This is a genomic window from Corynebacterium riegelii (assembly GCF_016728505.1).
GTDB classification, from domain to species: Bacteria; Actinomycetota; Actinomycetes; order Mycobacteriales; family Mycobacteriaceae; genus Corynebacterium; species Corynebacterium riegelii.
Genome location: NZ_CP068159.1, coordinates 1,370,855 through 1,396,052 on the forward strand (window position 1 = coordinate 1,370,855; position 25,198 = coordinate 1,396,052).

At 62.1% G+C, this 25,198-nt stretch carries 24 protein-coding genes; 11 read left to right on the plus strand and 13 right to left on the minus strand.

The window, feature by feature from the left end; translation table 11 throughout:
- Window positions 1–5 precede the first annotated feature (5 nt).
- The 4 genes from I6I71_RS06360 to I6I71_RS06375 all read right to left on the minus strand — a co-directional run bounded on the left by I6I71_RS06360 (window position 6) and on the right by I6I71_RS06375 (window position 4,460).
- Window positions 6–659: a DUF3239 domain-containing protein gene (locus tag I6I71_RS06360; protein ID WP_236587260.1), complete on the minus strand. Its 654-nt coding sequence runs from the start codon at window positions 657–659 to the stop codon at window positions 6–8.
- Window positions 660–685: 26 nt separating this feature from the next.
- Window positions 686–2,326 carry a DNA repair helicase XPB gene (locus I6I71_RS06365; RefSeq protein WP_201819545.1) on the minus strand — a complete coding sequence of 547 codons (1,641 nt, stop codon included), beginning with the start codon at window positions 2,324–2,326 and terminating at the stop codon, window positions 686–688.
- A gap of 62 nt (window positions 2,327–2,388) precedes the next feature.
- Window positions 2,389–3,582, minus strand: a complete 1,194-nt coding sequence (locus I6I71_RS06370) for an ABC transporter permease (RefSeq protein ID WP_201819548.1) — start codon at window positions 3,580–3,582, stop codon at window positions 2,389–2,391.
- Complete coding sequence (locus I6I71_RS06375) at window positions 3,582–4,460, minus strand: ABC transporter ATP-binding protein (RefSeq protein ID WP_201819559.1); 879 nt, start codon at window positions 4,458–4,460, stop codon at window positions 3,582–3,584. The genes I6I71_RS06370 and I6I71_RS06375 overlap by 1 nt, the downstream gene beginning before the upstream one ends.
- A 56-nt stretch (window positions 4,461–4,516) precedes the next feature.
- Between I6I71_RS06375 and I6I71_RS06380 the strand changes: the two genes are divergently transcribed.
- Window positions 4,517–7,333, plus strand: coding sequence for an FAD-binding and (Fe-S)-binding domain-containing protein (locus I6I71_RS06380; RefSeq protein WP_201819562.1), 2,817 nt, complete (start codon window positions 4,517–4,519; stop codon window positions 7,331–7,333).
- Here I6I71_RS06380 and I6I71_RS06385 read toward each other — a convergent pair.
- A complete protein-coding gene (locus I6I71_RS06385) occupies window positions 7,330–9,348 on the minus strand; it encodes a helicase-associated domain-containing protein (RefSeq protein WP_201819565.1) in 2,019 nt (672 codons plus the stop codon). The genes I6I71_RS06380 and I6I71_RS06385 overlap by 4 nt on opposite strands.
- Before the next feature lie 52 nt (window positions 9,349–9,400).
- Between I6I71_RS06385 and I6I71_RS06390 the strand changes: the two genes are divergently transcribed.
- Window positions 9,401–9,598, plus strand: a complete 198-nt coding sequence (locus tag I6I71_RS06390) for a hypothetical protein (protein ID WP_052205093.1) — start codon at window positions 9,401–9,403, stop codon at window positions 9,596–9,598.
- A 91-nt stretch (window positions 9,599–9,689) separates the two neighbouring features.
- Here the strand turns inward: I6I71_RS06390 and I6I71_RS06395 are convergent, their stop codons facing one another.
- Window positions 9,690–10,319: a resuscitation-promoting factor Rpf1 domain-containing protein gene (locus I6I71_RS06395; RefSeq protein WP_201819568.1), complete on the minus strand. Its 630-nt coding sequence runs from the start codon at window positions 10,317–10,319 to the stop codon at window positions 9,690–9,692.
- 240 nt (window positions 10,320–10,559) lie between these two features.
- On the opposite strand from I6I71_RS06395, the gene I6I71_RS06400 reads away from it, so the two are divergent.
- Window positions 10,560–10,943, plus strand: coding sequence for a cold-shock protein (locus I6I71_RS06400; protein WP_052205091.1), 384 nt, complete (start codon window positions 10,560–10,562; stop codon window positions 10,941–10,943).
- A gap of 27 nt (window positions 10,944–10,970) precedes the next feature.
- On the opposite strand, the gene I6I71_RS06405 is transcribed toward I6I71_RS06400, so the two are convergent.
- Both I6I71_RS06405 and I6I71_RS06410 read right to left on the minus strand, forming a co-directional pair.
- Window positions 10,971–11,468 carry a DUF2771 domain-containing protein gene (locus I6I71_RS06405; protein ID WP_052205090.1) on the minus strand — a complete coding sequence of 166 codons (498 nt, stop codon included), beginning with the start codon at window positions 11,466–11,468 and terminating at the stop codon, window positions 10,971–10,973.
- A 24-nt stretch (window positions 11,469–11,492) separates the two neighbouring features.
- On the minus strand, window positions 11,493–12,275 hold the full coding sequence (locus tag I6I71_RS06410) for a glutaminyl-peptide cyclotransferase (RefSeq protein ID WP_236587261.1): 783 nt from the start codon (window positions 12,273–12,275) through the stop codon (window positions 11,493–11,495).
- Between the two features lie 57 nt (window positions 12,276–12,332).
- Between I6I71_RS06410 and I6I71_RS06415 the strand changes: the two genes are divergently transcribed.
- Window positions 12,333–13,010, plus strand: a complete 678-nt coding sequence (locus I6I71_RS06415) for a DUF3027 domain-containing protein (protein WP_236587262.1) — start codon at window positions 12,333–12,335, stop codon at window positions 13,008–13,010.
- Window positions 13,011–13,015: 5 nt separating this feature from the next.
- On the opposite strand, the gene I6I71_RS06420 is transcribed toward I6I71_RS06415, so the two are convergent.
- A complete protein-coding gene (locus tag I6I71_RS06420) occupies window positions 13,016–13,723 on the minus strand; it encodes a hypothetical protein (protein WP_201819578.1) in 708 nt (235 codons plus the stop codon).
- 221 nt (window positions 13,724–13,944) lie between these two features.
- Between I6I71_RS06420 and I6I71_RS06425 the strand changes: the two genes are divergently transcribed.
- Window positions 13,945–15,357 (plus strand): NCS2 family permease, encoded by a 1,413-nt coding sequence (locus I6I71_RS06425; RefSeq protein ID WP_232305808.1) that lies wholly within the window; start codon window positions 13,945–13,947, stop codon window positions 15,355–15,357.
- A gap of 13 nt (window positions 15,358–15,370) precedes the next feature.
- Window positions 15,371–16,183, plus strand: coding sequence for a TrmH family RNA methyltransferase (locus I6I71_RS06430; RefSeq protein ID WP_201819581.1), 813 nt, complete (start codon window positions 15,371–15,373; stop codon window positions 16,181–16,183).
- 18 nt (window positions 16,184–16,201) lie between these two features.
- On the opposite strand, the gene I6I71_RS06435 is transcribed toward I6I71_RS06430, so the two are convergent.
- From I6I71_RS06435 to serC, 3 genes are read right to left on the minus strand one after another with little or no spacing between them, the layout of a single operon-like run.
- The gene (locus I6I71_RS06435; protein WP_201819584.1) at window positions 16,202–17,053 is read right to left on the minus strand and encodes a DUF6928 family protein; all 852 of its coding nucleotides are present in this window, start codon (window positions 17,051–17,053) and stop codon (window positions 16,202–16,204) included.
- On the minus strand, window positions 17,050–17,898 hold the full coding sequence (gene sepH, locus I6I71_RS06440; protein ID WP_201823501.1) for a septation protein SepH: 849 nt from the start codon (window positions 17,896–17,898) through the stop codon (window positions 17,050–17,052). Before sepH ends, I6I71_RS06435 begins: the two co-directional genes overlap by 4 nt.
- 29 nt (window positions 17,899–17,927) lie before the next feature.
- Entirely contained in the window at window positions 17,928–19,055 is a 1,128-nt protein-coding gene (gene serC, locus I6I71_RS06445) for a phosphoserine transaminase (RefSeq protein WP_201819594.1), read from the minus strand.
- Between the two features lie 220 nt (window positions 19,056–19,275).
- Between serC and I6I71_RS06450 the strand changes: the two genes are divergently transcribed.
- From I6I71_RS06450 to I6I71_RS06470, 5 genes are all read left to right on the plus strand, one after another.
- Window positions 19,276–20,571 (plus strand): citrate synthase, encoded by a 1,296-nt coding sequence (locus I6I71_RS06450; protein WP_083279012.1) that lies wholly within the window; start codon window positions 19,276–19,278, stop codon window positions 20,569–20,571.
- Between the two features lie 109 nt (window positions 20,572–20,680).
- Window positions 20,681–21,040 carry an FKBP-type peptidyl-prolyl cis-trans isomerase gene (locus tag I6I71_RS06455; protein WP_052205081.1) on the plus strand — a complete coding sequence of 120 codons (360 nt, stop codon included), beginning with the start codon at window positions 20,681–20,683 and terminating at the stop codon, window positions 21,038–21,040.
- A gap of 12 nt (window positions 21,041–21,052) precedes the next feature.
- The gene (locus I6I71_RS06460; protein ID WP_201819597.1) at window positions 21,053–21,880 is read left to right on the plus strand and encodes an aldo/keto reductase; all 828 of its coding nucleotides are present in this window, start codon (window positions 21,053–21,055) and stop codon (window positions 21,878–21,880) included.
- Between the two features lie 340 nt (window positions 21,881–22,220).
- Entirely contained in the window at window positions 22,221–22,499 is a 279-nt protein-coding gene (locus tag I6I71_RS06465; RefSeq protein WP_083279016.1) for a DUF485 domain-containing protein, read from the plus strand.
- Between the two features lie 3 nt (window positions 22,500–22,502).
- Window positions 22,503–24,149, plus strand: coding sequence for a solute symporter family protein (locus tag I6I71_RS06470; protein WP_052205078.1), 1,647 nt, complete (start codon window positions 22,503–22,505; stop codon window positions 24,147–24,149).
- Between the two features lie 68 nt (window positions 24,150–24,217).
- Here I6I71_RS06470 and I6I71_RS06475 read toward each other — a convergent pair whose 3' ends face one another.
- Window positions 24,218–25,090, minus strand: a complete 873-nt coding sequence (locus tag I6I71_RS06475) for a DUF1906 domain-containing protein (RefSeq protein ID WP_236587263.1) — start codon at window positions 25,088–25,090, stop codon at window positions 24,218–24,220.
- Window positions 25,091–25,198 lie beyond the last annotated feature (108 nt).

Consider the following 25,198-nt stretch of genomic DNA (forward strand, 5'->3'; position numbering starts at 1 on the left):
ACGCCCTAGATAACCGCAAGGCCCTTCTTTGAGGCCTGCAGCAGCTTATCGTTCTTGCGGGCGCGGTTGAGCATCTCCCACTGACGCTGCGGGATCGCCGCCTGGGCGGTCTCAACAACGGACGCGTCCGGGGTGCCCCACACAATCGGCATCGGGGTGATCGCCTGCCAGTGCTCTTTGTCGTGCGTGGAGCGCTGCGCGCCAACCGCGGCAACCGGCACCTTCGTCCCAACCGCGTTGCTTTCCTGCGGCAAGGGGCGCACGATTTGCGACGCCAACGCCCACCTCTCCTTCTGCCCCGGATCCACATTCGCGTTCACCAGCGCAGTGACGGTAATGGTGGTGCCAACGTTTTCAGTGATCATGGCGGGTGCCAGCGGATTGTCGTTATACAGCTGCTGCGGGCTGACCACGCCGCGGGGGATAACAAGGGCGACAATCAACATCATCACGCCAAACAGCACCAGGCCGAGGGAACCGAGGAGGTGCCAGGGGGAGGCGGGGTCTACAAGAAACCAGATGGCCACACCGGCGGCCACGCTGATGGCAAATAGTGAGATGCCGGAGATCACGAGGTACTTGGTGTTGCGCAGCAGCTCATTGTGCTGCTTGGCGTACGCCTCGTCCACGTCGAATTTGAATACGTGCATGTCGCTCATGGGGTACAAGTCTAGATGGCGGCTGTTTAGATGTCGTCAGCGTCTACAAGCCTGTAGGCGTAGCCTTGCTCCGCTAAAAAGCGTTGGCGGCGCAGGGCGTATTCGGCATCAAGCGTGTCGCGCGCGACCACGGTGTAAAACAGTGCCTCGGCGCCGTCGGCCTTCGGACGCAGCAGCCGGCCCAGGCGTTGCGCTTCCTCCTGACGGGAGCCAAACGTGCCGGAGACCTGGATGGCCACGGCTGCCTCTGGCAGGTCGATGGAGAAGTTCGCCACCTTGGACACCACAAGGGTGGAGATCTCGCCGTCCCGGAACGCTTGGAAGGCGGTTTCGCGTTTTTTGGTGGACGTTGTGCCGTCGATAAGCTGAGCCCCAATGTGCTGGGCAATCTCTTCCAGCTGGTCAACGTAGGCGCCGATGATCAAGGTCTGCTTGCCGGCATGTTGGGCCAGTAGCTTTTCGACGACCTCTAGCTTCCCCCGCGAGCACGCCGCCAGGCGGTAGCGCTCACGCGTTTCGGCGCTGGCGTAGACGAGCCGCTCCTCCGCGGTGAGTGTGGTGCGCACTTCGACGCATTCGGCGGTGGCGATGTAGCCGGCCATTTCGAGTTCTTTCCAGGGGGCGTCGTAACGCTTGGGGCCGATGAGGGAGAAGACGTCGTCCTCGCGGCCGTCCTCACGCACGAGCGTGGCGGTCAGGCCCAGGCGGCGGCGTGACTGCAGGTCGGCGGCCATACGGAAGACGGGGGCGGGGAGGAGATGGACTTCGTCGTAAATAATCAGGCCCCAATCGCGGGAGTCAAAGAGTTCGAGCGCCTTGTACTCGCCCTTGGTTTTGCGGGTGACCACTTGGTAGGTGGCGATGGTGACGGGGCGGATTTCTTTGCGCTCACCGGAGTACTCGCCGATTTCCTCAGGTGTGAGCGTGGTGCGGCGCAACAGCTCGTCGCGCCACTGGCGGCCAGCGACCGTGTTGGTAACCAGGATGAGCGTGGTGGTCTGCGCTTGCGCCATGGATGCCGCGCCCACGATGGTTTTACCCGCGCCGCAGGGCAAGACGACCACGCCGGAACCGCCCTCCCAGAAGGACTCGGTGGCGTACTGCTGATAATCGCGCAACTCCCAGCCGTCGTGGTTGAGTGCGATCGGGTGGGATTCGCCGTCGACGTAGCCCGCGAGGTCCTCTACCGGCCAGCCCAGCTTGATCAGCTCCTGTTTGATCTGGCCGCGTGAGGACGGATGCACTGGCACCGTCACCTGGTCAATCGGCCGAGAAACCAACGGCTGGATTTTCTTGCTGTGAAGGACTTCCGTGAGAATCAGCGGGTCATCCGACTCCAGGATCAGACCGTGCGCCGGGTGCTTGATCAGTTTGAGGCGGCCGTAGCGCGCCATGGTCTCCGCGACGTCAATGAGCAGCGCCTGCGGGACAGGGAAGCGGGAGTAGCGCTCCAGTACGTCCACGGCCTGCTCCGCGTCGAAGCCCGCGGCACGCGCGTTCCACAACGCCAGCGGGGTGATGCGGTAGGTGTGCACGTGCTCAGGTGCGCGCTCAAGCTCCGCAAACGGGGCGAGCGCCGCGCGGGCTTTCGCAGCGTCTGGGTGCGCGACCTCAAGCAGTACGGTCTTGTCCGATTGGACGATTAGCGGGCCGTCGCCGAGTGCCATGCGATCTACTCCTCCTGATAGTAGGCGTAGGTAGTCTACGGGCATGGCTGCGAAGTCCTGCGCTATCCCCTCCGCAGCACCTGCGACCACTTGGTCACGCTGCCGTTGTTGAGGATCGTGCGTTTGTAAATGCGGGCGGCACCCCACACGACGAGGACGGTGGTGACCGCAGCGAGTGCGAAGGAGCCCGCGAGCTGGACGGCGGTGAAGTCACCAGCTGCGTAGGTCAGGGGCGCGGCGAAGATGGAAAACGGCGGGATCCAGCTGACGACCTGCATGAAGGTGGTGTCGGTGTTGGACCAGCCAAACGACGGGATGTACACGCACGCCATCAGCAGAATCAGGATCGGCATCTGGGTGGACTGCAGGTCCTCGGTGCGCTGCACCATCGCGCCGGCGGCGGCGTAGAGGCCGCCGAAGAACAGCATGGATAGCAGCCAGGCGATAAGCAGGATGGGGAGGACGGACCAGTCGATTTCTACGTCGTCGATAAGACCCGAGACCTTCAGGCCGACGCCGCCGACAGCGAGCAGCACCGCGGTAGCGAGGAAGCCGAAGACGACGGTGCCCAACAGTTTGCCGGCGAGGAAGTCCAGCGGACGAACGGAGGCCAAGATGAGCTCGACGACGCGAGACGACTTTTCCTCGGTGACGCGGCTGCCCACCTGGGCGACAAACGTGATCACAGTGAGCATGACCACGATCAGCGCGAAGAGGGTGGTCAGCAGGCGGGTCAATAGCTGCGCGGTGTCGTCACCTTCGGTGTCGTTGATGTCCACCGGCACAACGTTGATCTGCGGGGAGGCAGCCTCGTAGTCGGCGGGGCTGATGCCCAGGTTGCTTAGGGTTTCGGCGCGCGCCTGCTGTTGGGAGAGGGCGTCGAGGCCGGTGAGGACGGTGGTGGAGGGGGAGCCGTCGGCAAGGACCTCCCAGTTGTCGTCCTCGACAATCAGGGCGGCCTCCACGTCGCCGTCGCGGACTAACTGTTCGGCTTCGTTGCGGTCGGTGGCGGTTTGGGCGTCGTAGCCGGCGTCGTCGAGAAGCTGCTCTGCGATGCCCACGGCGGCGATGGCCGGGCCGCCGGCTTCCGCTTCGGCGTCGTCCTTGTTTTTCATCCAGGTGCCGAAGCCGATCATGCCGAACATGGCCAGCAACATGATCACGAGCGTGACAATGACGCCCTTCTTCAGCAGCAGAATCTGCACCTCGCGCTTCGCGGTGGTGGTGATGGTGTGCATGGGGGAGTAGGTATTCATTACTTCACAACCTCCTTGAACAGCTCGGCCAGATCCGGCACAACGCGGGTGAACTCGTGGACTGGGCCAGCGGCCATTGCGGCGCGGAGGATCGCCTGGTCGTTGTCGGCGGAGTTGGTTTCTAGGGTGACGTGGGTGGGGGTATCGCTAATAAGCGTGGCACCTTCGGGGATCCAGCCGCGCGCCTGCGTACCGACGCGGAAGCGCACCGGGCCGCCCGAGCGCAGCTCATCGACGGTGCCTTCGGCGACCATGCGGCCGCGGGTGACAATGCCGATGCGGTCGCACAGCCGCTGCACCAAGTCGAGCTGGTGCGAGGAGAAGATCACCGGCACGCCGGCGCGGGCGCGGTCGGTAAGCATCGTGCTCATCACGTCTACGGCGACGGGGTCGAGGCCGGAGAACGGCTCGTCAAGAATGAGCACCTCCGGATCGTGGATCAGCGAAGCTGCCAACTGCACGCGCTGCTGGTTGCCCAGGGAGAGGTCGTCGAGCTTGTCGCCCAGACGCTCGCCGAGGCCCAACTCTTCGAGCAGTTCGGTGCCGCGCTGCTTGGCGGCTGCGCCGTCGACGCCGTGGAGTTTGGCCAGGAAGATCAACTGATCAAGGATCTTCTCCTTGCCGTAGAGGCCGCGCTCTTCGGGCATGTAACCGATGCGGCGACGGGAGTCGTCGTCAAGCGGTTGCCCATCGAGGAGCACCTCGCCAGAATCGGCGCTGAGCACGCCTAACGCGATGCGCATCGTGGTCGATTTTCCGGCGCCGTTGGAACCGACGAAGCCGTACATCTCTCCGTCGCGGACGGTGAAGTCCATCCCGTCGAGGGCCTGAACGTCGCCGAAGCGCTTGTAGAGGTCCTGAATCTGAAACGTAGTCACCCGGCCAAAACTAGCAAAAGATATGACGTTGCGTGAGGCGGGTTTATCATGGACCCATGACGGCTACCATCTCCTCACCAGCGGCGCATTTGGCCCGCGAACTTGGCTCTGACCAGCAACTATCCACCCGACCAATCGATCGTATTAAGTACGCCCACGATGCGTCGCACTTCCTGTACACACCCGATGTGGTAGTCGGAGCGCGCAACGCGAACGACGTCGCGGCAGCGTTCCGCGCATCTGCCTCCTCCGGTGCTCCGGTGGTGCTGCGCGCTGGGGGCACGTCCCTCTCCGGCCAGGCGGGTGGCGCCGGGATGTTGGTGGATGTGCGAAAGCACTTCCGCGGCGTGGAAGTACTGGATGGCGGCAAGCGTGTGCGCGTGCAGCCTGGCTCCACGGTTCGTCAGGTCAACGCACACCTGGCTGCCTACGGTCGCAAGATTGGCCCAGACCCAGCGTCTGAGGGTGCAGCAACCATCGGTGGCGTGATTGCGAACAACTCTTCCGGCATGGCGTGTGGCACGCAGTTCAACACCTACAACACCATTGAGTCCCTGACGTTTGTGCTGCCGTCCGGCACCGTGATCAACACGGCGGATACGGATGCAGAAGCGCAGTTTGCGCAGCAGGAACCACAGCTTGTGGAAACGCTTGAGCGCCTGAAGCGCCGCGTGCGCGAGAACCAGGAATCCGTAGACATCATCGAGCGCCACTTCGCGCTGAAGAACACGATGGGCTACAGCCTGAACTCCTTTTTGGACTTTGAGTCGCCGCTGGACATCTTCATGCACCTGCTGGTTGCGTCTGAAGGCACGCTGGCGTTTATCGCGGAAGCGGTATTCCGCACCATCGAGGTGCCGAAAATGAAGACCACCACCATTGCGGTGTACCCGACGTTGGATGCTGCAACACGTTCATTGCCGGCGCTGTTTGAGTCGAAGGCGGCGACGCTGGAGTTGATGGACTCGCGCTCCATCAAAGTTGGCCGCACCTTCGATTCGGTGCCGGAGCAGATCACCGGCTTCGAACTTGGCGGCCAGGCGGCGCTGCTCATCGAATACCACGCCAACGAAGCCGAGCAGCTGCGTGAATACGAGCAGGCAGGTTCCAAACTCTTGCGTGAGTTTGAGCTGCAGACCCCGGCCCAGTTCAGCACTGACCCTCTGGAAGGCGCCAAGGCGTGGGCGTTCCGCAAGGGCCTTTACGCCCAGGTGGCGGAGGCTCGTCCGTCCGGCACCACCGCGCTTTTGGAAGACATCGCAGTGCCCGTCCAGGACCTCGCCGATACGTGCGGTGGGCTGCAGCAGCTTTTCGACACCTACGGCTATGACGAGGCCGTCATCTTCGGCCACGCCAAGGACGGCAACATCCACTTCCTGATCACGGACCGCTTCGAGGGTGATGAGAACCTGAAGCGTTACGACGGCTTCAATGAGGACATGGTCGACCTGGTCCTCGGCGCCGGTGGCAACCTCAAGGCGGAACACGGTACGGGTCGTGTGATGGCGCCGTACGTGCGCCGTCAATACGGCGACGAGCTCTACGAGGTGATGGTGGAACTCAAGCGCGCCGCCGACCCGCGTGGGGTGATGAACCCGGGCGTGATCATCACTGAAGATGATCGCGAGCACATGAAGAACTTCAAGCTCAACCCGCAGGTGGAGGATGAGATTGACCCCTGCGTGGAGTGCGGCTACTGCGAGCCGGTGTGCCCGTCACGCGACCTGACCATGACGCCGCGCCAGCGCATCGTGGTGCGCCGCGCCCGTGCCAAGGCGCTTAAGGAAGGCGACATGGAGCTGGTCGCACACATTGACAAGGAGTACCAGTACGAGGGCATTGACACCTGTGCCGTGGACTCCATGTGCGTAACCGCCTGCCCGGTGGGCATTGATACGGGCAAGTTCATCAAGTCGCTGCGACGCGGCGAGGCCGGTGCCGTGAAGTCCGCCGGATGGGCAGCTGCCGCGAAGGCGTGGGGCCCGGGCAACAGCGTGGCCTCTGCCGCGCTGACCGGCGCCTACTACATGCCGACCAGCCTGGTGCAGAAGGTCACCGACGTTGCGCGTGCGCTCGTGGGTAAGGACACCGTCCCGCAGTACCGCCCCGAGCTGTCCAAGGGTGGCGTGAAGCGTTCCAAGGCGTTTGGCACGCGTATCGGCGAGCCGGGCGTGGAGCCGATCGGTGTGTTCGTCCCGGCGTGTGTGAACTCCATGTTCGGCCCGCAGTCCGATGGCGTGGGTGCCTCTGAGGCGTTTGCGAAGCTGGTGGAGCGTGCAGGTCTTGCGCTTACGGTCCCGGAGGGCATTGACGGGATGTGCTGTGGCACGCCGTGGACGTCCAAAGGCATGAGCACCGGCCACGACATCATGCAGCGCCGCGTGAACGACCAACTGATCGCAGCAACGGATGGTGGGCGTCTGCCGGTGGTGGTGGATGCGTCGAGCTGTACGCACGGCTTCCGCGACATGGCGGAAAGTATCGGCATCACAGTCATTGACGCGATCGAGTTTGTGGAACAACACGTGCTGGAAAACCTTGAGGTCACACACAAGGTGGCGTCGGTGACGTTGCACCCGACGTGTTCGGCGACGCACCTGGGCATCGTGGATACGCTGAAGCACGTCGCAGCCGCTGCAGCCGAGGATGTGCGCGTGCCCGCGGAGTGGAACTGCTGCGGCTACGCGGGGGACCGCGGCATGCTGCACCCGGAGCTCACGCACGCGGCTACCAAGCGCGAGGCGGCCGAAGCCAAGGAGTTGGGCTCGGCGTGCCATGCGTCCTCCAACCGCACCTGTGAGCTGGGCCTGACCGCGGCAACGGGCAAGGATTATGAGCACATCCTGGAGATCCTGGAGCGTGCCAGCCGCTAGGCCAGCACCACTTTGGTGATGCGGGGTAGGGCGATGCGCACGACGCGGTCGGATGCTTCGTCCAGCGCATCCACCTGCCCGGCGCTAACGCTCAGCGGCAGCACGGTCAGCATGCGCCCGCGCCCGTTTTTGTCCACATACCCCAGGCGCACGTGGCGGCGCCCACGCGCGGCAGCCCGCAGGGTTTCCAGGTTGTCGCCGTCAGCTTCCGGTTCCTCGTCGGGGCTTTCCAGCTTTGCGACGATCCGCGCAACCTCCCCATCCGCCACCCCACGCACCCGCGGGATGGTCGACGGCGTTGCCGGCACCAGTGCCGGCTCCGGCGCAATGTTCAGCTCTGCGCCTTGGGCGTTTTCCGCCACCGGCTGCAGGCCCGCTTGGCGCAGCTGCGCCAAGAGTTGGGAAAGCGGAATCTCCGCGATGGCGGCGGTGGGGGCGAGGGGACGTAGGGCGTCGATAAGCGAAATGGCCCTGGTGATCAGCGCTGGGTCCTCGCTGCGAATGTAGCTGAGCGCTTCGCCGGCGCGGATGGTGCCGTGGTTGCGCGCGACGTCATCAACCATGAAGCTCAGGGCCTGGGGGACATCTCCCATGACGTGTGCGGCGAGCCATTCGTGGAGTTGGGGTGCAGTCATACCGCCGCTAAATGCGCGGCGCAGGCTGGCTTCGGAGACCCGCCAAACGCTGGCCAAGCCCGGGGACTCCATGTCGGCGAAACGCTCCAACACGCGCGCAACATCGCCAGTCAGCGGCCCGGGGGCGAGCACCGTCATGTCAGCCTGGGCAATCAGCGTGTCCACTTCGGGAGGAACGAGGGTGGCTGCGGCGGCAACGTCGCCACCTTCCAACACTGCGTGAAGCGGTGAGGAGGCCGCGCCAAGCGCCAACGCGCCAACCTGCTCAGCCTCGGCGACTACTGCGTTGATCAGCGCGTCGCGCATGGCGGCGGCAGACAGGGGAGCGTGAAAAAGCAGCATCTCTTTGTTGCCGCCGGCGCGCAGGATATCCATGCGGGCATGTCTCACATCAGGCGCGTGGCTTTCTGAAGACAAAAGCCTGTGGCCCTGGTCAATGCGCCATGGGGAGGCGACCCAGCCGGCGAGCACGATCGCCCACTGTTCTTTTAACGTGGCGTCGAGCCAGCTCAGCGCGTCACGCGTCGCGGCGAGCGCATCAGCGTCTTCCACCGGGTCCACATTTCCGCGGCCGACAAGACCTGCGGATTCGCCGACGGTGATCAGAAACGTTGGATCAAACCCCAGCTCTTTTGTCAGCGCAGTCAGTGCGCGCACGCCGACCGTGCTGTCCTTGTTCAGCGTCACCGGCTGCGCCAACAAGCGCGTGAGCAGCTGGCGCATCTGGCGCACGGCCTCTAAGCCTTGCGCGGTCGCGGCTTCATCCACCGCGTGCTGGTCTACCTCTGGCTGCTCTGGCTCCACCAGCGGGTAGATGCGCGGGGTCTGGCCGACCAGCGCTTCGCGGACGGGCCGCGGCAGCCGCACGGTTGCGCCGTCAACGCGCACCAGCATTTGCTTGGCTATCAGGCGGGCAACGGGGGTATCCGGATCCGCATCGGGTGCCGCCGCCTTCGTGGTGCCCACGCCACCTGCGCGCGCCAGGGTTTCCAGCACTTTGCGCTCGTTGGCATCAAGCTTTTCGACGCCTTCGCGCACCCCCTCCGGCGCCACATCCGATACCCTCCACCCGGCCGGCAAGGCGCTGAGGGTGCCGGCAGCAATGCGCACAGCGTCGGCGGGGCCGGTGATCAGGGCGCGCTCCCGTAGACGCTCTAGCTGCAGGTCAAGGCCCGTGGTGTCAACCGGGTCAAGCTCCGCACCACGGTCTGCCAGCTGCTCTAGTGCGTGCAGGTCTGCCGCGTTGAGCGTGCGCAGCGCCCGTGAGACAGAACCCGGCAGTCCAAGGCGTGTGCGCAGGGACGCCTGCGTTGGGGGAAGAGGGAAGAACGCGTCCGGGCGGGTGCGAATTAGTGCTCGAAGCTGATCCTCAGTAAACATTTCCGCACAATCCTACGTGCGTTTCTGCCCAGAACGTGAAAGAATAAGACGCATGGCTAAAGATGCAGAGAAGATTGGGCGCGCGAACCCGGCTTGGCCCACGAACGTTCCTGGTAATGGTCACCCGGTGACCGAGATCTCCTCCAAGCTGGCTGGCGCAAGCAGCCCGTTTGGCAATGAGCTGGTGTTGCCGATGCCGCCGGAGCAGACCGGCTACGTGCACACCACGTCCCGTCTCAACGGCGAGTAAAACCTAAGCTCGTATAAACAACAAAAAGCGGCCGCTGGAAAGCGGCCGCTTTTTTGCTAGCTGTGAGCAGCTGTGGAGCTGTTACAGGTGCTTAGAAGCCCAGTGCGCCAGCGATGTTGCCTGCCAGCACAGAGTCGATCAGCTGGCGGTTGGCCAAGTAGAAGCCGTTGTAGTCGTGTTTGTTCGCAGCGTAGGTCTCGTGCACTTCCTGCGGCACGGTGTGGCCAGCGTCAGTCAGCGTTGCGGTCAGCTGGTTGAACAGTGCGTCCACAGCCAGGCTGTCGGAGCTGCCGGTAGCTGCCTCAGCTGCCGGTGCTGCAACCGGAGCGGTCTGCACTGCCTGTGCGTCGCGGTTGGTCGGTGCGGAGTTCAGGCCGTGGCGTGCGGAGCAGGCCGGCCATGCGCCCCAGCCCTGGCCAGCAAGGGTGCGCTCAGCGATGATGATCTGCTGCTCACGGGTTGCCAGGTTAGCGGTCGGGGCGAACTCGCCGCCGCCGTATGCCAGCCAGGTGCCGTAGGAGAACTGCAGACCGCCGTAGTAGCCGTTGCCGGTGTTGATGGCCCAGTTGCCGCCAGACTCGCACTGTGCGAGCTTGTCCCAATCGGAATCCGGTGCGGCCGTTGCCTGCGGTGCGGCGATGCCGGTAAGCGCGGCAGCGGCGGCTGCGCCAGCGAGTGCCTTCTTGCTTACGGAGGTGGTCTGCTTAGAGTGGCGTCCCATAGTTACTTCCTTCTCTTACGGGTCGGTTGACTTCGGACGTTTCGCAGTAGCCTAACGTTTTATAACGATTCAGTCACGCTCGTGCCACAAAATGGCGAAGATACTGGGTTTTGGGGCGCTATAAGGGCAGCTCGTGGCGTCGAAAAGCAAAATATGTGATCTGTGTCACTTGGGGCTGCGCTGGGCTCTTTCGGGAGACGGGGTAAGCTCACCAGATCTACGTAGACAGGAGGATTAGCCATGCCAATTGGAAAGGTTAAATGGTACGACGCCGAAAAGGGCTTCGGTTTCGCCTCGAACCCTGGTGAGGAAGACGTCTTCATCGGCCGCAACGTGCTGCCCGAAGGGGTTGAGGAGCTTGTGCCCGGCCAGCGCGTGGAATTCGACTTTGCCGCCGGCCGCCGCGGACCGCAGGCGCTGCGCCTTGAGATCCTGGACACGCCGCGCCGCAGGCCCGTGCACCGCCGCAAGCCGGAGGAACTGGGCAGCATGCTTGCAGATGTGATGACGCTGATCGAAACCCAGATCCAGCCCGCACTGACCGCCGGCCGCTACCCGGACCGCAAGGAATCCCGCCAGGTTGCGGAGATCCTGCGCGCGGTGGCGAAGGAGCTCGACGCGTAAAAAGAGGCGCTGTTAAAACGGGAGCGTTTACTCAAACCCAACTGACCACGTTGCAATGACGGGGACTTCCTCCCCGTCGGCAGCGTGGTCAATTGCTAGGGCGGACACTTCCGCCACCACGAGTGTCGCCCCGGACTCAGTCACTGCGTCGATCTCGTGCTCGGTGGCTTCGCCGGAGGTGTAGACGGTCTCGTTGTTGGCCGCCGGGTCGTCATAAATAGCCAGCACGCGCCAGCTGGTCTGCGCGATGTCCTTCGGCACAGCCACGTGCACCGAATCATCACCCAGCGGCATGGACGGGGGAGTACCGCCGTCACACTCCTGGTCCAGCTCACAAACGGTGTACGGGGGGATCTCGCGGGTTTCACCGGCGGACGTCACGCTGATTGCAACATCTGAAATTGGGGTGCCCGGGCGGGTGCGCTGGTACTCCATAAAGAAATAGATGCCGGTGACAAGCAGCAACGCAACGGCAATTACCGCCACCATTTGCTTCACGCTTTGGTTCTTTCCGCCTTTTGCCATGGTTGCGGATTCTACCCAGCAGCCTTAGTCGGCGGGCTCGAAGGTAACCCGGTACAGGTCCGGCCAGCGCTTACCCGTCACATAAAACTCATCGGTTCCCGGGATGTGCGCAATGCCGTTGAGCACGTTGTTCAAATCAGGCTCCGCGTTGTTTGGCACGCCGGAGGCGTCAATGACAGCGGTAACATTGCCCGTTTCCGCGTCAATGCGCACGATGTCGGTGGTGGTAAATACGTTGGCGTACACATCACTACCCACGCACTCCAGCTCATTGAGGCCATCGACGGGTTCGCCGGCCAACGTGACGCTGAAACGCTCGCGCTCCTCAAGGGTCTCTGGGTCCATGCGGCGCAGCTGCGCGGTGCCGTCGGAGAAGATCATCTCGCCGGTTTCTTCGAGGTGGCAAATGCCCCAGCCCTCACCATCAATTGCCGCTTGGTCTACCACCTCAAGCGTTTCGGCGTCCCGTTTGTAGGCAATGCCGGATTGCCAGGTGAGTTGCCACAACGCGGCGTCTACAAGCGAAATGCCCTCACCGAAATCCTCATCCGGCAGCGACTGTGAGACAAGCTCGGAGCCGTTGATGTTGCGGCGATACACGCGCGACTCCCCGTTCCAACCCGTGCCCACGTACAACTCACCGCCAGGACCCACCTCAAGGCCCTGGGTGAAACTTGTCGGGTCAAAGTCATACCGCTCATGCACAACCGCCACAAGCTGCTCGGGCTGGTTGTCTGTGCCGCACGCGCTCAGCGGCAGCAATGCGAGAAGGCCAAGGGCGGCACAAGGTTTGGAGGGATTCGGCATGGGCACCATCTTGCACCATCTTGTACCCCTGAAAAGCAACACACGCATAATGGGGGAGTGAGTAAACCCAGACGTAACCGACATTCCGCCGGATCCCCGTTGCTTGGCCCCAAGGCGGTAGCAGCGGCGCGCGAGGCGCTTGGAGACGTCGCCGCGGACCACGAAATCGGCGACCACATCGGCGTCACCGGCCTGCAAGCCAACGTGGCCACCCACCGCTTCGAAGCGAACGTGCCTGGCTACACCGGCTGGGAGTGGAACGCCGTGATTGCGTGTGCAACCGGCTCAGACACCATCACCATCAACGAGGTCGCGCTGATCCCAGCAACGGGCGCGCTCGAAGCGCCGGAATGGGTGCCATACTCGGAGCGCCTCCGTCCGGGGGACCTCGGCCCCGGCGACATCATGGAGCTTTCGCCTCACGACGCTCGGGTGACCGACGACTCCTTCTCCCGCCACGCCATCACCTTCCCCGGGCGCGAGACCAAGCACTACCTGACCGAACACGGTCTGCGCGACGCCGAGAAGCGCTGGCGCACCGGCGACTACGGGCCAAACAGTGAGTTCGCCGAAAAGGCCACCCTGTACTGCCGCAGCTGTGCTTTTTACCTGCCCATGGGGGAGCCGGTGGGTGACAACTTTGGTGTGTGCACCAACGAATACTCCGCCGACGGCCACGTTGTTGCAGCCTCCTACGGCTGCGGCGCGCACGCGGACACCGTAGTGAATGACTAGTGGGATTAGAACGTGGCGGCGCGCTTTGCGCGTGCCTCGTTGACTTCCCGGTGCGAGGGCACGCCGGCGCGCTCAAACAGCAGCCGCGCCGAGCGAGGCGTGCCGTACTCCACCCAGGATTCGACCAAACGGACGCCGTAGACCGGGTCGACCACCCAGACCTCACTGTCGTGCAGCTGTCCTAGCGAGAATCCTTCCGACAGGGTGTGAACGCACACCCCATGGGCGCGCAGGATATCCACCACGCCATCCAGCGCTACTGAGCGGGGCGTGTGGGGGTGCGTAGAGATATATGCGCAGATGCCGTGCGCTGGATCATCGCTTTCATGGATGGCAATCAGTGGGCGCATGATGGCGCAGACGACGTTTCCTGCGGCATCAGCAAGCAAGCCCTCATCCGAAGGCAACAAGGCCAGCTGCGTTTGCTGCCAACCGGAATCCGGACCAACCTTTTCGGGCACGGTGCGCTCATCCGGGTTAGGCAGCGCGGACATGGTGATCTCCTGCGGGGCTGGCGCAAGGGGGCGAAGTACCAGCACAGGTGTGCCGTTGTTGATGTGCAAGATTGCCCGCCGAGTCCCTGCTATATCCGCCAACCGAACACGCAAGGATTGCATGTCGGCGGTGGAAACCCCCAGCTCACGCAGCCGCTGGGCATACAGCGCAGCGTCAATGACGGTGCCTTCTTGCACCACAAAGGTGAAACTATCCACGCCTGCCCTGCTTACTGTGCCTTACTGTGCCGAAAAATTACTGGAATTGAAATTGGTTTTTTACACGCAAAGTGACAGTCTATGACAGGCAATATGACAGGCAATAGCCAGTCTTCCAGCAACGCACCTGAAAAGGGATCCAAGACACCGTGACCACCCGAGATACCAGCGCGCCTGAAACTGGCGCGCAACAACCAACACCTTCGAAGCCTGCCGGCGGACTGGACGGCTTCTTCCACATTTCGGAGCGTGGCTCCACTGTCGGCCGTGAGATCCGCGGCGGCGTGGTCACGTTCTTCGCCATGGCGTACATCGTCCTGCTCAACCCGCTGATCATTGGTACCAGCCCGGACCGCGATGGCGTTGTGCTGGGTATTCCGCAGGTGGCTGCGGTGACCGCCCTGGTTGCCGGCGTGATGTGCATTATCTTCGGCGTTGTGGCGAAGTACCCCTTCGGCATTGCAACGGGCCTGGGACTCAACACCCTAGTTGCGGTGACGCTGGTGGGGCAGCAGGGCCTGACCTGGCCGGAGGCCATGGGTCTTGTGGTGATTGACGGCATCATTATTTGCGTGCTTGCCGTCACCGGTTTCCGCACCGCGGTGTTTGAGGCGATCCCGAACTCCATGAAGGTGGCCATGAGCGTGGGCATCGGCATGTTCATCGCCATGATTGGTCTTGTAGATGCTGGCTTTGTCCGCCGCATTCCGGACGCCGCGATGACCACCGTGCCGGTCCAGCTTGGTTTTGAAGGCTCGATTGCCTCCTGGCCGACGCTGGTCTTCGTGCTGGGTCTTGTGATTTGTGGTTTCATGGTTGCCCGCAACGTGCCGGGTGGCCTGTTCATTGGCATCGTTATCACCACGATTATCGCTTTGGTTGTTGAGGCGATTGCTGGCGTGGGTTCCTCCGCTGAGGATCCGCACGGCTGGTCCCTTGCGGTGCCGACCATCCCGGAGGGCTTCGGCGGCATCCCGGACCTGTCGTTGGTGGGCAAGGTTGATCTGGTTGGCGCGTTTATCAACGCGGGCGTGCTGGCTGCGTCGCTCATGGTGTTCACCCTGGTGCTGGCGAACTTCTTTGACGCTATGGGCACCATGACCGCGCTTGGCCGCCAGGCTGGCCTGGCTAATGAGAAGGGCAACCTGCCGGACATGAAGCGCGCCCTGATCGTTGAGGGTTTCGGCGCCGTTGCTGGTGGTTTTGCCTCCAGCTCTTCCAACACGGTGTATGTGGATTCTTCCGCGGGTATTGCAGACGGCGCGCGCACGGGCCTCGCCAACGTGGTCACCGGCGTGTTGTTCCTGCTGGCTATGTTCTTCACCCCGCTGTATGAGATTGTGCCGATTGAGGCTGCGGCACCGGTGCTGGTTATTGTGGGTGCGCTGATGATGATGCAGGTTGGCGGCATTGACTGGACGCGCTTTGACGTGGCATTTCCGGCCTTTTTGACCATCGTGGTCATGCCGTTTACCTACTCCATTGCAAACGGTATTGGCGTGGGCTTCATCGCGTTTACCGTCATGGCGCTGTTTGCTGGCAAGGCGCGTGAGATCCACTGGATCATGTGGCTGATCTCCGCGCTGTTTGTTGTCTACTTTGCGCAGGGCCCACTGCTGGCTCTCGTGGGTTAAGGCACAGAGCATTATGCGTATCGACGACCCGTTGTCCCCATCCCTCGACGACATCCGAGACCTGAAACACTCCGATAGCGAGAAACGTCTGGTGATCGCCGAAGGCCCGTTGGTGGCGGGTCGTCTTTTGGCATCGCGCTTTCCCATGCGCGCTGTCTTTGGTTTTGGGGGACGCCTGGCTACTTTCCTGGAGGAGCACGGCGAGGAGCTGTCGCGCCGCGAGATCCCGGTGTACGAGATCACGCGCGAAATTATGGGGCAGGTTGCTGGCTACGACATGCACCGGGGGCTTCTCGCTTCGGCTGACCGCCCGGAACCTTTAAGCGTTGCTGAGGTGGCAGCGGGTGCTCGGACCCTGGTGATCTTGGAGGGAGTGGGGGACCACGAGAACATCGGCTCCATTTTCCGCAACGCCGCAGGCATGGGGGTAGACGGCGTGCTTTTCGGCGCGGCAACCGCAGATCCGCTGTACCGCCGCAGCGTGCGCGTGTCCATGGGGCACGTGCTGCGCACTCCGTTTGCGTACTTTGGGGGCACGCCAACCACCTGGCAGCGCGACCTGGAGCAGCTGCGCCAGGCGGGGTTTCACATTGTGGCGCTGACCCCGGCACCGGATTCGGTACTGCTGCGGGATGCGCTCACCAACCCGGAAACGGGTGCGCCGTATGAGAAGGTGGCGTTCATGGTGGGGGCGGAAGGCCCGGGGCTGACTGAACACGCAATGCGTGCAGCAGATGTGCGCGCACAGATCCCCATGAGCCCCGGCACTGATTCACTGAACGTGGCAACAAGCGCGGCTATTGCGTTCTACGAGCGCAACCGTTAGGGCCTAGTTAGGGCCGATCTATGGCCGATCTGAGTGGCGGATGCGCTCCTTGAGTGCTGCCGCAGCACTCTTCACGCGGCGGCGAATGCCGCGGGCGATGCGCTTGGCGGCGGCCACGGAGGCGTCTGCAAGCTCGGCGAACTCGTCGCCGTCGTTGTCGCTTTGCACGTCATAATCGTCATACGCGCTGTCTTTTTCGGCAAAGCGCGCCGCAACCTCCTCAACCGTCTTGGTCTTGGGCGGCTTTGCAGGCTGCGTGATCTTCGGCTCTGGGCGGCCATCCACCGCATACCCCACCACGTGTACGTCTGGGCTGCCTGCGCGCAGGTCCACACCGATCCAGCTGCGTTCCGCTTCGTGGACCAGATCCTTCGGCTCAAACGGCAAGGTGATGCCGCCGAGCTGTTCGGCTTTCTCACCTGCCCAGTATGGGGCTTCGAAAGGCTCGGGCAGACCTGAGTCTTCAATCACCCGTTCACGCGTGGCGGTTAGGCTGCGGCGACGCTCATCGCCCACGTAATGCGAAAACCCACCGAAGTCACTGTCAGTGCCTTCGGCAAAGACGTAGGTATCTGCAGCGGGGAGTGCGCGGCGCAGGTACCCAACCGTGTGGGAAAGCTCCTCCGAATCCTCTACAAAGGTCTGCACCACGGCCACTCCCGGGTAACCGGCAATGTAAAACTCATCGCGGCCCGGGCGTGAGGAACGGTTGAGCGGGAACTGCCCAATCGGCGTGATCGGCCAACCAGGGTTGATCTGCGCAAGCAGCTTGCGCCCAAACCCACGGTCCGCCTTCGGCTCTGCCGCCAAAACCTCTTCCGGGTGTGCCGAGGTGACAAACCACACCGTCACAACCGCTGGGTAGCTCATTTGCGCGGCCGTTTCTGTGAGGTGCGAACACCCAGCAGCACGTCCTCCCAGTGCGGGGTAACAGCCTTGCGGCGACGATGCTGCGGCTGCTCCTGCTCATCCGGGTGGCGCAAGAAATCGCCCTCCAGCTCCTCGGCGGGTGCTGCCTCTACATCCGGAGCCTCGGATTCAGCGGGCTCCTCGGGCTCCACGCGTTGGTCCCGCCTGTCCAGGCTCACGATGGAACGCGGCTGCACAAAGTCAGGGTCGGTCAGATCCTGGGCCACCGCGTCGCGGGCCTCTGCCGTGGAACCCGAACCCATCTGGCGCTTGTACGCCCACGTGGCCTCATTATCCGTCAGGCCGGCCTTCCAGGAAACGCGGACCACCCAGGCATCACCGGGTTCGCGGGTGGCGTCCCACGTAGCGTCTGCAAGCGAATGGCCCCTCGCAGCAAAGGCGGAGGCAAGGACCTCGAACAGGGTAAGCTTCGCCGGGCCGTCCTCACGCACGGGGTGCGCCTGCTTGGCGGCCTCAGCAATCTGCGCACGCTCCAACAACACCGGGTGCGCGTAGGGCTCAACGCGTGACTCCGCAACCCCCATCTCCTCAGCCAGCTCCGCGGCGGTAGCGCCAGCGCGGATGCGGGCCTGGATCTCATTCGGGCGCATGGTCAGCGCGTTGGCGAAGAGGGGATCGGGCTCTGGGAGCGGCTCCGGCTCAGGTGCCGGCTCCGGCTCCGGCGTCGGCTCCTCTTTTAGTTCTTCCAGCGCAGCACGCGAGAGCTGGTAGCGAACACCATCGTCATCTACCAGAACGAAGAACTGCTCCGTCGATTCCTCTTCACTGAGATAAAGCTCACGCATAGCGTCCACCTTATCCCAGGACACGGCGCTTACTTTGCGCCCACGCCCTGCTCCAGCAAGGAATCAATTGCGCGGGTCAAGGTAACAACGTCCGTGGTATCAATAGCTGGGAACATGCCGATGCGCAGCTGGTTGCGGCCAAGCTTGCGGTACGGCTCCACATCCAGGATGCCGTTTGCACGCAGCGCCTTCGCCAGCTCAGCTGCATCGATGGAGTCCGCGAAGTCGATCGTGCCAACCACCAAGGAACGCGACGCCGGGTCCTGTACAAATGGGGTTGCCAGCTCGTGTGCATCGGCCCAGGCGTAGAGGGCCTCGGAGTTTGCGGTGGTGCGTGCAACCATGGCGTCCAGGCCGCCCTCGGCGTTCATCCACTTCACCTGGTCAGCCAGCATGAGCAGGCTGCCAACGGCAGGGGTGTTGTAGGTCTGGTTCTTGCGTGAATTGTCCACAGCCGTCTGCAGATCCAGAAACGCTGGGATGAAGCGGCCTGATTCCTTGACCTTCGCAATGCGCTCAATTGCAGCCGGGCTCATGGCCGCAAACCAGAGCCCGCCGTCGGATGCGAAGCATTTCTGCGGGGAGAAGTAGTACACGTCGGCCTCGTTCAGGTCAACAGGGAGGCCGCCGGCGCCGGAGGTGGCGTCGATAAGCACAAGCCCCTCAGCATTTGGACGGACAACCGGAACCATCGCACCGGTGGAGGTCTCATTGTGGGCCCACGCAATGACATCAGCATCCGTGCCATCAAGCTCGCTCGGGCTTGGGGCCGTGCCTGGCTCAGCGGCAACAACCTGCGGTTCCTCCAGCCACGGTGCCTGTGCGGAAGCCTTGGCAAATTTGCCGGAGAACTCACCGAACGTCAGGTGCGCCGACTTGTTTTCGATCAGACCGAAGGTTGCAGCATCCCAGAATGCGGTGGCGCCGCCGAGGGACAGGACGATCTCGTAGCCCTCAGGCAGCTGGAAGAAATCGGCCAGACCTTCGCGGACCTCACCTACAACATTCTTCACCGCGGGCTGGCGGTGGGAGGTGCCGATGATGTCCGCGCCGCGTACGATAGCGTCAAGCTGCGCAGGGCGAACCTTGGACGGGCCGCAGCCAAAACGGCCGTCGGCAGGGATGAGGTCAGCTGGGAGGGTGGGGTAGGTGCTCATGACATCCTTCGGGAGATTTTTACGGTGCATTGCATAATATACTTTGCGACGCCATATGTAAAGGGTCCGCAAAGCGTGAGCCTTCGGCCGAAAAGCGCAATCATGTCACCCGTGTCACACGCGGTGCTACTATGGCTCAAGGTAAATATCCGCACAACGTGTCAACCTGCTTTTAGGGTGTGTCCTAGGTGCGGCAAGTGTCTACGTGGAAAGGCTCATAGTGGCTTCTGAAAACGCAAACAAGGCAGTACTTCACTACCCAGGTGGCGAGTATGAGATGGACATCATGCAGGCCACCGAGGGCAACGATGGTGTTGTACTTGGCAACCTTTTGAATGAGACCGGCCTGGTTACCTTTGATCCGGGTTATGTTTCCACCGGTTCTACTGAGTCCAAGATCACCTACATCGATGGCGCTGAGGGCATTCTGCGCCACCGTGGCTACGACATTGCAGATCTGGCAGAGAACGCAACCTTCAACGAGGTTTCCTACCTGCTGATCAACGGCGAGCTGCCGACGGTGGAAGAGCTGGACGCATTTAACCAGGATCTGCGCCACCACACCCTGTTGGATGAGGACTTCAAGGCAGCGTTCAACATCTTCCCGCGCAACGCTCACCCGATGGCGGTGCTCGCGTCTTCCGTGAACATTCTGTCTGCTTACTACCAGGACCAGCTCAACCCGCTGGATGAGGAGCAGCTGGACAAGGCAACCGTGCGCCTGATGGCCAAGGTGCCGATGTTGGCGGCATACGCCTACCGCGCTTCCCGCGGTAAGCCGTACATGTACCCGGACAACTCCCTGAACCCGCGTGAGAACTTCATGCGCATGATGTTCGGTTACCCGACCGAGGACTACCACGTTGATCCGGTCCTGACCAAGGCGCTGGACAAGCTGCTCATCCTGCACGCTGACCACGAGCAGAACTGCTCCACCTCCACCGTCCGCATGATTGCTTCCGCACAGGCCAACATGTTCGTTGCCGTTGCTGGCGGCATCAACGCGCTGGCTGGCCCGCTGCACGGTGGCGCTAACCAGGCTGTTCTGGAGATGCTGGAAGACATCAAGAACAACCACGACGGTGACGCAACTGACTTCATGAACCGCGTGAAGAACAAGGAAAAGGGCGTCCGTCTGATGGGCTTCGGCCACCGCGTGTACAAGAACTACGACCCGCGTGCGGCCATTGTGAAGGACACCGCACACGAGGTGCTGGAGCACCTGGGTGGGGACGAGCTTTTGGATCTGGCCATGAAGCTTGAAGAGATTGCACTGAATGATGAGTACTTCATCCAGCGCAAGCTCTACCCGAATGTGGACTTCTACACCGGCCTGATCTACCGCGCGATGGGCTTCCCAACGGACTTCTTCACCGTGCTGTTTGCCATCGGCCGTCTGCCGGGCTGGATTGCTCAGTACCGTGAGCAGCTGGCGATGAACACCAAGATCAACCGCCCGCGTCAGATCTACACCGGCTACCAGAAGCGCGACTTCGTGCCGCGCGACAAGCGCTAAGCGTTTCTTGCCAACACCGCCGTTTGCCGGACTTCCCTTATACTCTTGGGAGTCCGCTCGGCGGTTTTTACTTGTTTGAAGCTTATGAACGAACAGGAGATAGTGACCTATGGAAAAGCCAATCATTGAGATTCCACAGGAACCGGCGCCGGTAGACCTGGTTATTGAGGATCTGGTTGTTGGTGACGGTGCTGAGGCTGTCGCAGGTGGCTACGTGAAGGTCCACTACCTTGGCGTGACCTATGACTCTGGCAATGAGTTTGACTCCTCTTGGGACCGCGGTGAGGCTGCGGAATTCCCGCTCGCTGGCCTGATTGAGGGCTGGCAGGAGGGTATCCCGGGGATGCGTGTTGGCGGTCGCCGTCAGCTCACCATCCCGCCGGAGAAGGCTTATGGCCCGGCTGGTGGTGGTCACCCGCTGGCTGGTCGCACGCTGGTCTTTGTTATTGACCTGTTGGACGCTAGGTAGGAGTTGGGTGTTATGAGTATCCCAGTAACCACGCTGAATGACGGTTATGATTTCCCGCTGCTTGGCCTTGGTACCTACAAGCTTGAAGCTGCAGATGTAGAGCCGGTGGTGCGCCGGGCAATCGAGCTGGGGTACCGCCACATTGATACCGCCTCGTTGTACGGCAACGAGGTTGAGGTTGGTAAGGCGATTCGTGATGCGATCGCTGCTGGTGACGTGACTCGTGAGGAGCTGTTTGTCACCACGAAGCTGTGGAATGATGACCAGCACCGTGCGGGGGAGGCGTACCAGGAGTCTTTGAAGCGCCTTGGCCTGGAGTTTATTGACCTGTACTTGGTGCACTGGCCGTGCCCGCAGCAGGGTAGGTACGTGTCTGCGTTTGAGCAGATCGTGCAGCTGCAGGGCATGGGGCAGTTGCAGTCGGTTGGTGTGGCGAATTTCTACGAGGAAGTGCTGGATGAGCTGATTGCGGCTACCGGTGTCATCCCGGTGCTGAACCAGGTGGAGCTGCACGCTGGTTTCACGCAGCCGGAGTTGCGTGAGTACCACGCTCAGCACGGCATTGTGACTGAGGCGTGGGCGCCGCTTGCGCGAGGGAAGAACTTTGATGCGCCGGAGATTGTTGCTGTGGCTGAGCGTCACGATGCAACGCCTGCGCAGGTGGTGTTGGCATACCTGATGAAGCTCGGTTGCTCTGTGGTACCCAAGACTGCCAATTTGGAGCGCTTGGAGGAGAACTTGGGGGCAGTGGAGCTTGTGCTTGATAGCGCTGACGTTGACGCCCTCAACTCCATCCCCGGCGAGCGCCTGTGGGGCAACCCTCGGACGTTCCCGAATTAGTCCGCTTAGAGCTGCTAAAACGCCTGCACCGTTAGGGTGTGGGCGTTTTTTCATGCAGAAAACGGGAAAACAAATGTGTAAGTAGTACTAATTAGCGATGCAGGTCACAGCATTGCGCGGGGGTAGTTTCACCCCCAGCTGGGAAATGAGAAGTCTTAAACATTGGAGAGACTTTGTGCTGTACGTTACATTTTCTGTGTTGCGTTACGTATTTGGCAGCTTTTGCTGACCAAACTCGTAACAAGGCGAAAACTTCCTCTAGCAAGAAAGGATTGAGGCCGTGGCTGGATCTACAGCAGTCCCCACTCGTCGTGAGCCCACGCCTGACGAGTTTGTGGCAATGCAGCAGAGCCCTGAATTCCAGGAGCTTCGCAGCACTTTTCGCGGATTCACCTTCCCGGTGATGATTGCCGCGCTTATCTGGTACCTCTTCTACGTCATCTTTGCCACCTTCGCACCGGAGGTTATGGCACGGCCTTTCCTTGGCCTGAACCTGGGCCTGTGGATGGGGTTGGCGCAGTTCATTACCACCTTCGCCATCACTTACGTCTATGTGAAGTGGGCGAACAAGAATATCGAGCCGCGTGCGGCACAGATCCGTGAAGAGATGGAGGGCTAACACATGCAGACCTACACCCTCGCTGCCGAGGCTGCGGCCAACGGCAATCCGCTTCTGAACATTGCCATCTTCGGCGCGTTCATTGTTGTCACCCTGTTCATTGTTACCAAGGCGGGCAAGACCACCAGCGAGTCTTCTGACTTCTACACCGGTGGTGCATCCTTCTCCGGTACCCAGAACGGCTTGGCTATTGCAGGTGACTACCTGTCCGCCGCGTCCTTCCTGGGCATCGTCGGTTCCATTGCGCTCAGTGGTTACGACGGCTTCTTGTACTCCATCGGCTTCTTTGTAGCCTGGCTGGTAGCGCTTTTGCTGGTGGCTGAGCCGCTGCGTAACGTTGGCCGCTTCACCATGGCGGACGTGCTTTCCTTCCGCCTGCGCCAGAAGCCGGTCCGCGTGGCCGCCGCATTCGGCACCTTGTTCGTGTCGCTGTTCTACCTGATCGCGCAGATGGCCGGCGCCGGCTCCCTGGTGTCCGTGCTGCTGGACCTGCACTCCTTCGCCGCACAGGCGATCTGTGTTGCCATCGTTGGCGTTGTCATGATCGTCTACGTTCTGGTTGGCGGCATGAAGGGCACCACCTACGTGCAGATGATTAAGGCTGTTCTGCTGATCACCGGCGTGCTGATCATGTCCATCCTGGCCTTTGTCGTGGCTAAGGGCGGCCTGAACGCTATTTTTGACCAGGCGATTGAAACCCACGCCAACTCCGCATACCTGGCAGAGAAGGGCTATGTGGCAGAGAACATCATGCAGCCGGGCCTGAAGTACGGCGCAACCACCACATCCAAGCTGGACTTCATCTCCCTGGGTCTGTCCCTGGTGCTTGGTACCGCTGGTCTGCCGCACGTGCTGATGCGCTTCTACACCGTGCCTACGGCGAAGGAAGCGCGTAAGTCCGTGACCTGGGCAATTGTCCTGATCGGTTCCTTCTACCTGCTCACCCTGATCCTGGGCTACGCAGCAGCTGCCTTCGTTGGCCCGGACCGCATCCTGGCTGCACCGGGTGGCGCAAACGCGGCGGCTCCGCTGCTGGCATTCGAGCTCGGTGGCTCCATCTTCATGGCGCTGATCGCCGCGGTTGCCTTCGCAACAGTGCTTGCTGTGGTTGCTGGTCTGGCGATTACCGCCTCCGCATCCATTGCGCACGACGTTTACGCAGCCGTGCTGCGTGACGGTCAGGCAACTGAGGACGAGCAGGTCCGCGTCTCCCGCATCACCGTGGTTGTCCTGGGCATTGTCTCCATCATCCTGGGTATCCTGGCGATGACGCAGAACGTGGCTTTCCTGGTCTCCCTGGCATTCGCCATCGCGGCCTCCGCGAATCTGCCGACCATCCTGTACTCCCTGTACTGGAAGCGTTTCAACACCACCGGTGCGGTTGTGTCCATCTACACTGGCCTGATCTCCGCCCTGGTGCTGATCTTCCTCTCCCCGGCAGTGTCTGGTACCCCGACTGCAATGTTCCCGAACGCAGATTGGTCCATCTTCCCGCTGTCCAGCCCGGGCCTGATCTCGATTCCGCTGGGCTTCCTCGGCGGCATCATCGGTACCTTCCTGGGTAAGCCGGACAACTTCGATGAGCTGCAGGCCGAGATGGAGGTCCGCTCGCTCACCGGTGTTGGTGTGGAGGCTCCGGTCGACCACTAATCCGTGACATAAAAAACGGCGCTTTTTCTAAGCGCCGTTTTTTGTTGCCGAGGCAAGCTAGAGCCAAGTTAGAGCAGGCCAGCCCAATCGATCTTCGAGGACAGCTGGCTGCTCGTTGCAATCAGATCTGCTAGGGCTGCTGCGTCGCTCTGCTGTGGCGTATTCAGGGAGATCGGGGGAAGCGGCGACTGCTGCGGCTGGCCGGGCAGCCACTGACCCCAGTCACGGACGTAGACGTTGTTGATGTCCACCGTGATGCCGTCGATAGTCGCAGTCCATTTCGCCTTCTGGTGGATCGTGGTGCGGGGGTGGATCTTGCCGCCGGAGCCCCAGTCGTGCTGCCAGAAGTAGCTGCCAATGCCGTCTTCCACGCACCACTGGATCACGTTGTAGTTGCCGTACACGCCCATCTGGTAGCCAGCCACGGTCAGCGCTGCCTGGAATGCGCGCAGGTAGGGACGGATCTGGTGGGTGTAGTGGTCCTTGTGCGGGTTGTCATCAATCGCCACATAAATCGGTTTGCCTGTTGGTCCGCCGGCTGCACGGTGCAGGCGGATCGCGTCAGGGGCATGTTTGGCTGCCGACGCCGCACCACCCAACCAATCAGCCGTCTCCGCGCGCCCGAACTGATATACCGATGCGGTGTAGAGGCCCTGGGCGGCAAAGTCGCGCGTTTCGGCCAACGTAACCGGCTTGCCCAGCATCCAGTTCGCGCCCGGGCGACGCTCGGAGACGTAGCGCACCGCCCCCATGTGGCCGGCGGCTTTCACGCTGCTTGCCGACGGCACACCCGCCGAATAGTCAATAACCGTGCCAATCACGCGGCCTGGGGCCTGGGCGGCAGCGGCAGGGGAGAGGAGCGTAGACGAGGCGGCGCCGGCCGCGGTGGCGATGGCAGCGGACTTGAGGAATGTCCGGCGAGAGTATGAAGATGCAGTCACATCCGTAACATTAGCCCCACTGGTTGCGTGGTTTGGTAGGCGCGGCGTTACGACATCGCTGATGCCTGATGCTGATGTATCTGCAGGCTGGGTGTCCACTAGAACTGT

Excerpts from the sequence above, each read along its gene's own strand:
- I6I71_RS06400 (WP_052205091.1), top strand. The coding sequence starts at position 10,560 with ATGCCAATTGGAAAGGTTAAATGGTACGACGCCGAAAAGGGCTTCGGT.
- I6I71_RS06470 (WP_052205078.1), top strand. The coding sequence starts at position 22,503 with ATGCAGACCTACACCCTCGCTGCCGAGGCTGCGGCCAACGGCAATCCG.
- I6I71_RS06465 (WP_083279016.1), top strand. The coding sequence starts at position 22,221 with ATGCAGCAGAGCCCTGAATTCCAGGAGCTTCGCAGCACTTTTCGCGGA.
- sepH (WP_201823501.1), bottom strand. The coding sequence starts at position 17,898 with ATGCGTGAGCTTTATCTCAGTGAAGAGGAATCGACGGAGCAGTTCTTC.
- I6I71_RS06430 (WP_201819581.1), top strand. The coding sequence starts at position 15,371 with ATGCGTATCGACGACCCGTTGTCCCCATCCCTCGACGACATCCGAGAC.
- I6I71_RS06360 (WP_236587260.1), bottom strand. The coding sequence starts at position 659 with ATGAGCGACATGCACGTATTCAAATTCGACGTGGACGAGGCGTACGCC.
- I6I71_RS06460 (WP_201819597.1), top strand. The coding sequence starts at position 21,053 with ATGAGTATCCCAGTAACCACGCTGAATGACGGTTATGATTTCCCGCTG.
- I6I71_RS06395 (WP_201819568.1), bottom strand. The coding sequence starts at position 10,319 with ATGGGACGCCACTCTAAGCAGACCACCTCCGTAAGCAAGAAGGCACTC.
- I6I71_RS06380 (WP_201819562.1), top strand. The coding sequence starts at position 4,517 with ATGACGGCTACCATCTCCTCACCAGCGGCGCATTTGGCCCGCGAACTT.
- I6I71_RS06405 (WP_052205090.1), bottom strand. The coding sequence starts at position 11,468 with ATGGCAAAAGGCGGAAAGAACCAAAGCGTGAAGCAAATGGTGGCGGTA.
- I6I71_RS06385 (WP_201819565.1), bottom strand. The coding sequence starts at position 9,348 with ATGTTTACTGAGGATCAGCTTCGAGCACTAATTCGCACCCGCCCGGAC.
- I6I71_RS06435 (WP_201819584.1), bottom strand. The coding sequence starts at position 17,053 with ATGAGCTACCCAGCGGTTGTGACGGTGTGGTTTGTCACCTCGGCACAC.
- I6I71_RS06410 (WP_236587261.1), bottom strand. The coding sequence starts at position 12,275 with ATGCCGAATCCCTCCAAACCTTGTGCCGCCCTTGGCCTTCTCGCATTG.
- I6I71_RS06365 (WP_201819545.1), bottom strand. The coding sequence starts at position 2,326 with ATGGCACTCGGCGACGGCCCGCTAATCGTCCAATCGGACAAGACCGTA.
- serC (WP_201819594.1), bottom strand. The coding sequence starts at position 19,055 with ATGAGCACCTACCCCACCCTCCCAGCTGACCTCATCCCTGCCGACGGC.
- I6I71_RS06455 (WP_052205081.1), top strand. The coding sequence starts at position 20,681 with ATGGAAAAGCCAATCATTGAGATTCCACAGGAACCGGCGCCGGTAGAC.
- I6I71_RS06370 (WP_201819548.1), bottom strand. The coding sequence starts at position 3,582 with ATGAATACCTACTCCCCCATGCACACCATCACCACCACCGCGAAGCGC.
- I6I71_RS06390 (WP_052205093.1), top strand. The coding sequence starts at position 9,401 with ATGGCTAAAGATGCAGAGAAGATTGGGCGCGCGAACCCGGCTTGGCCC.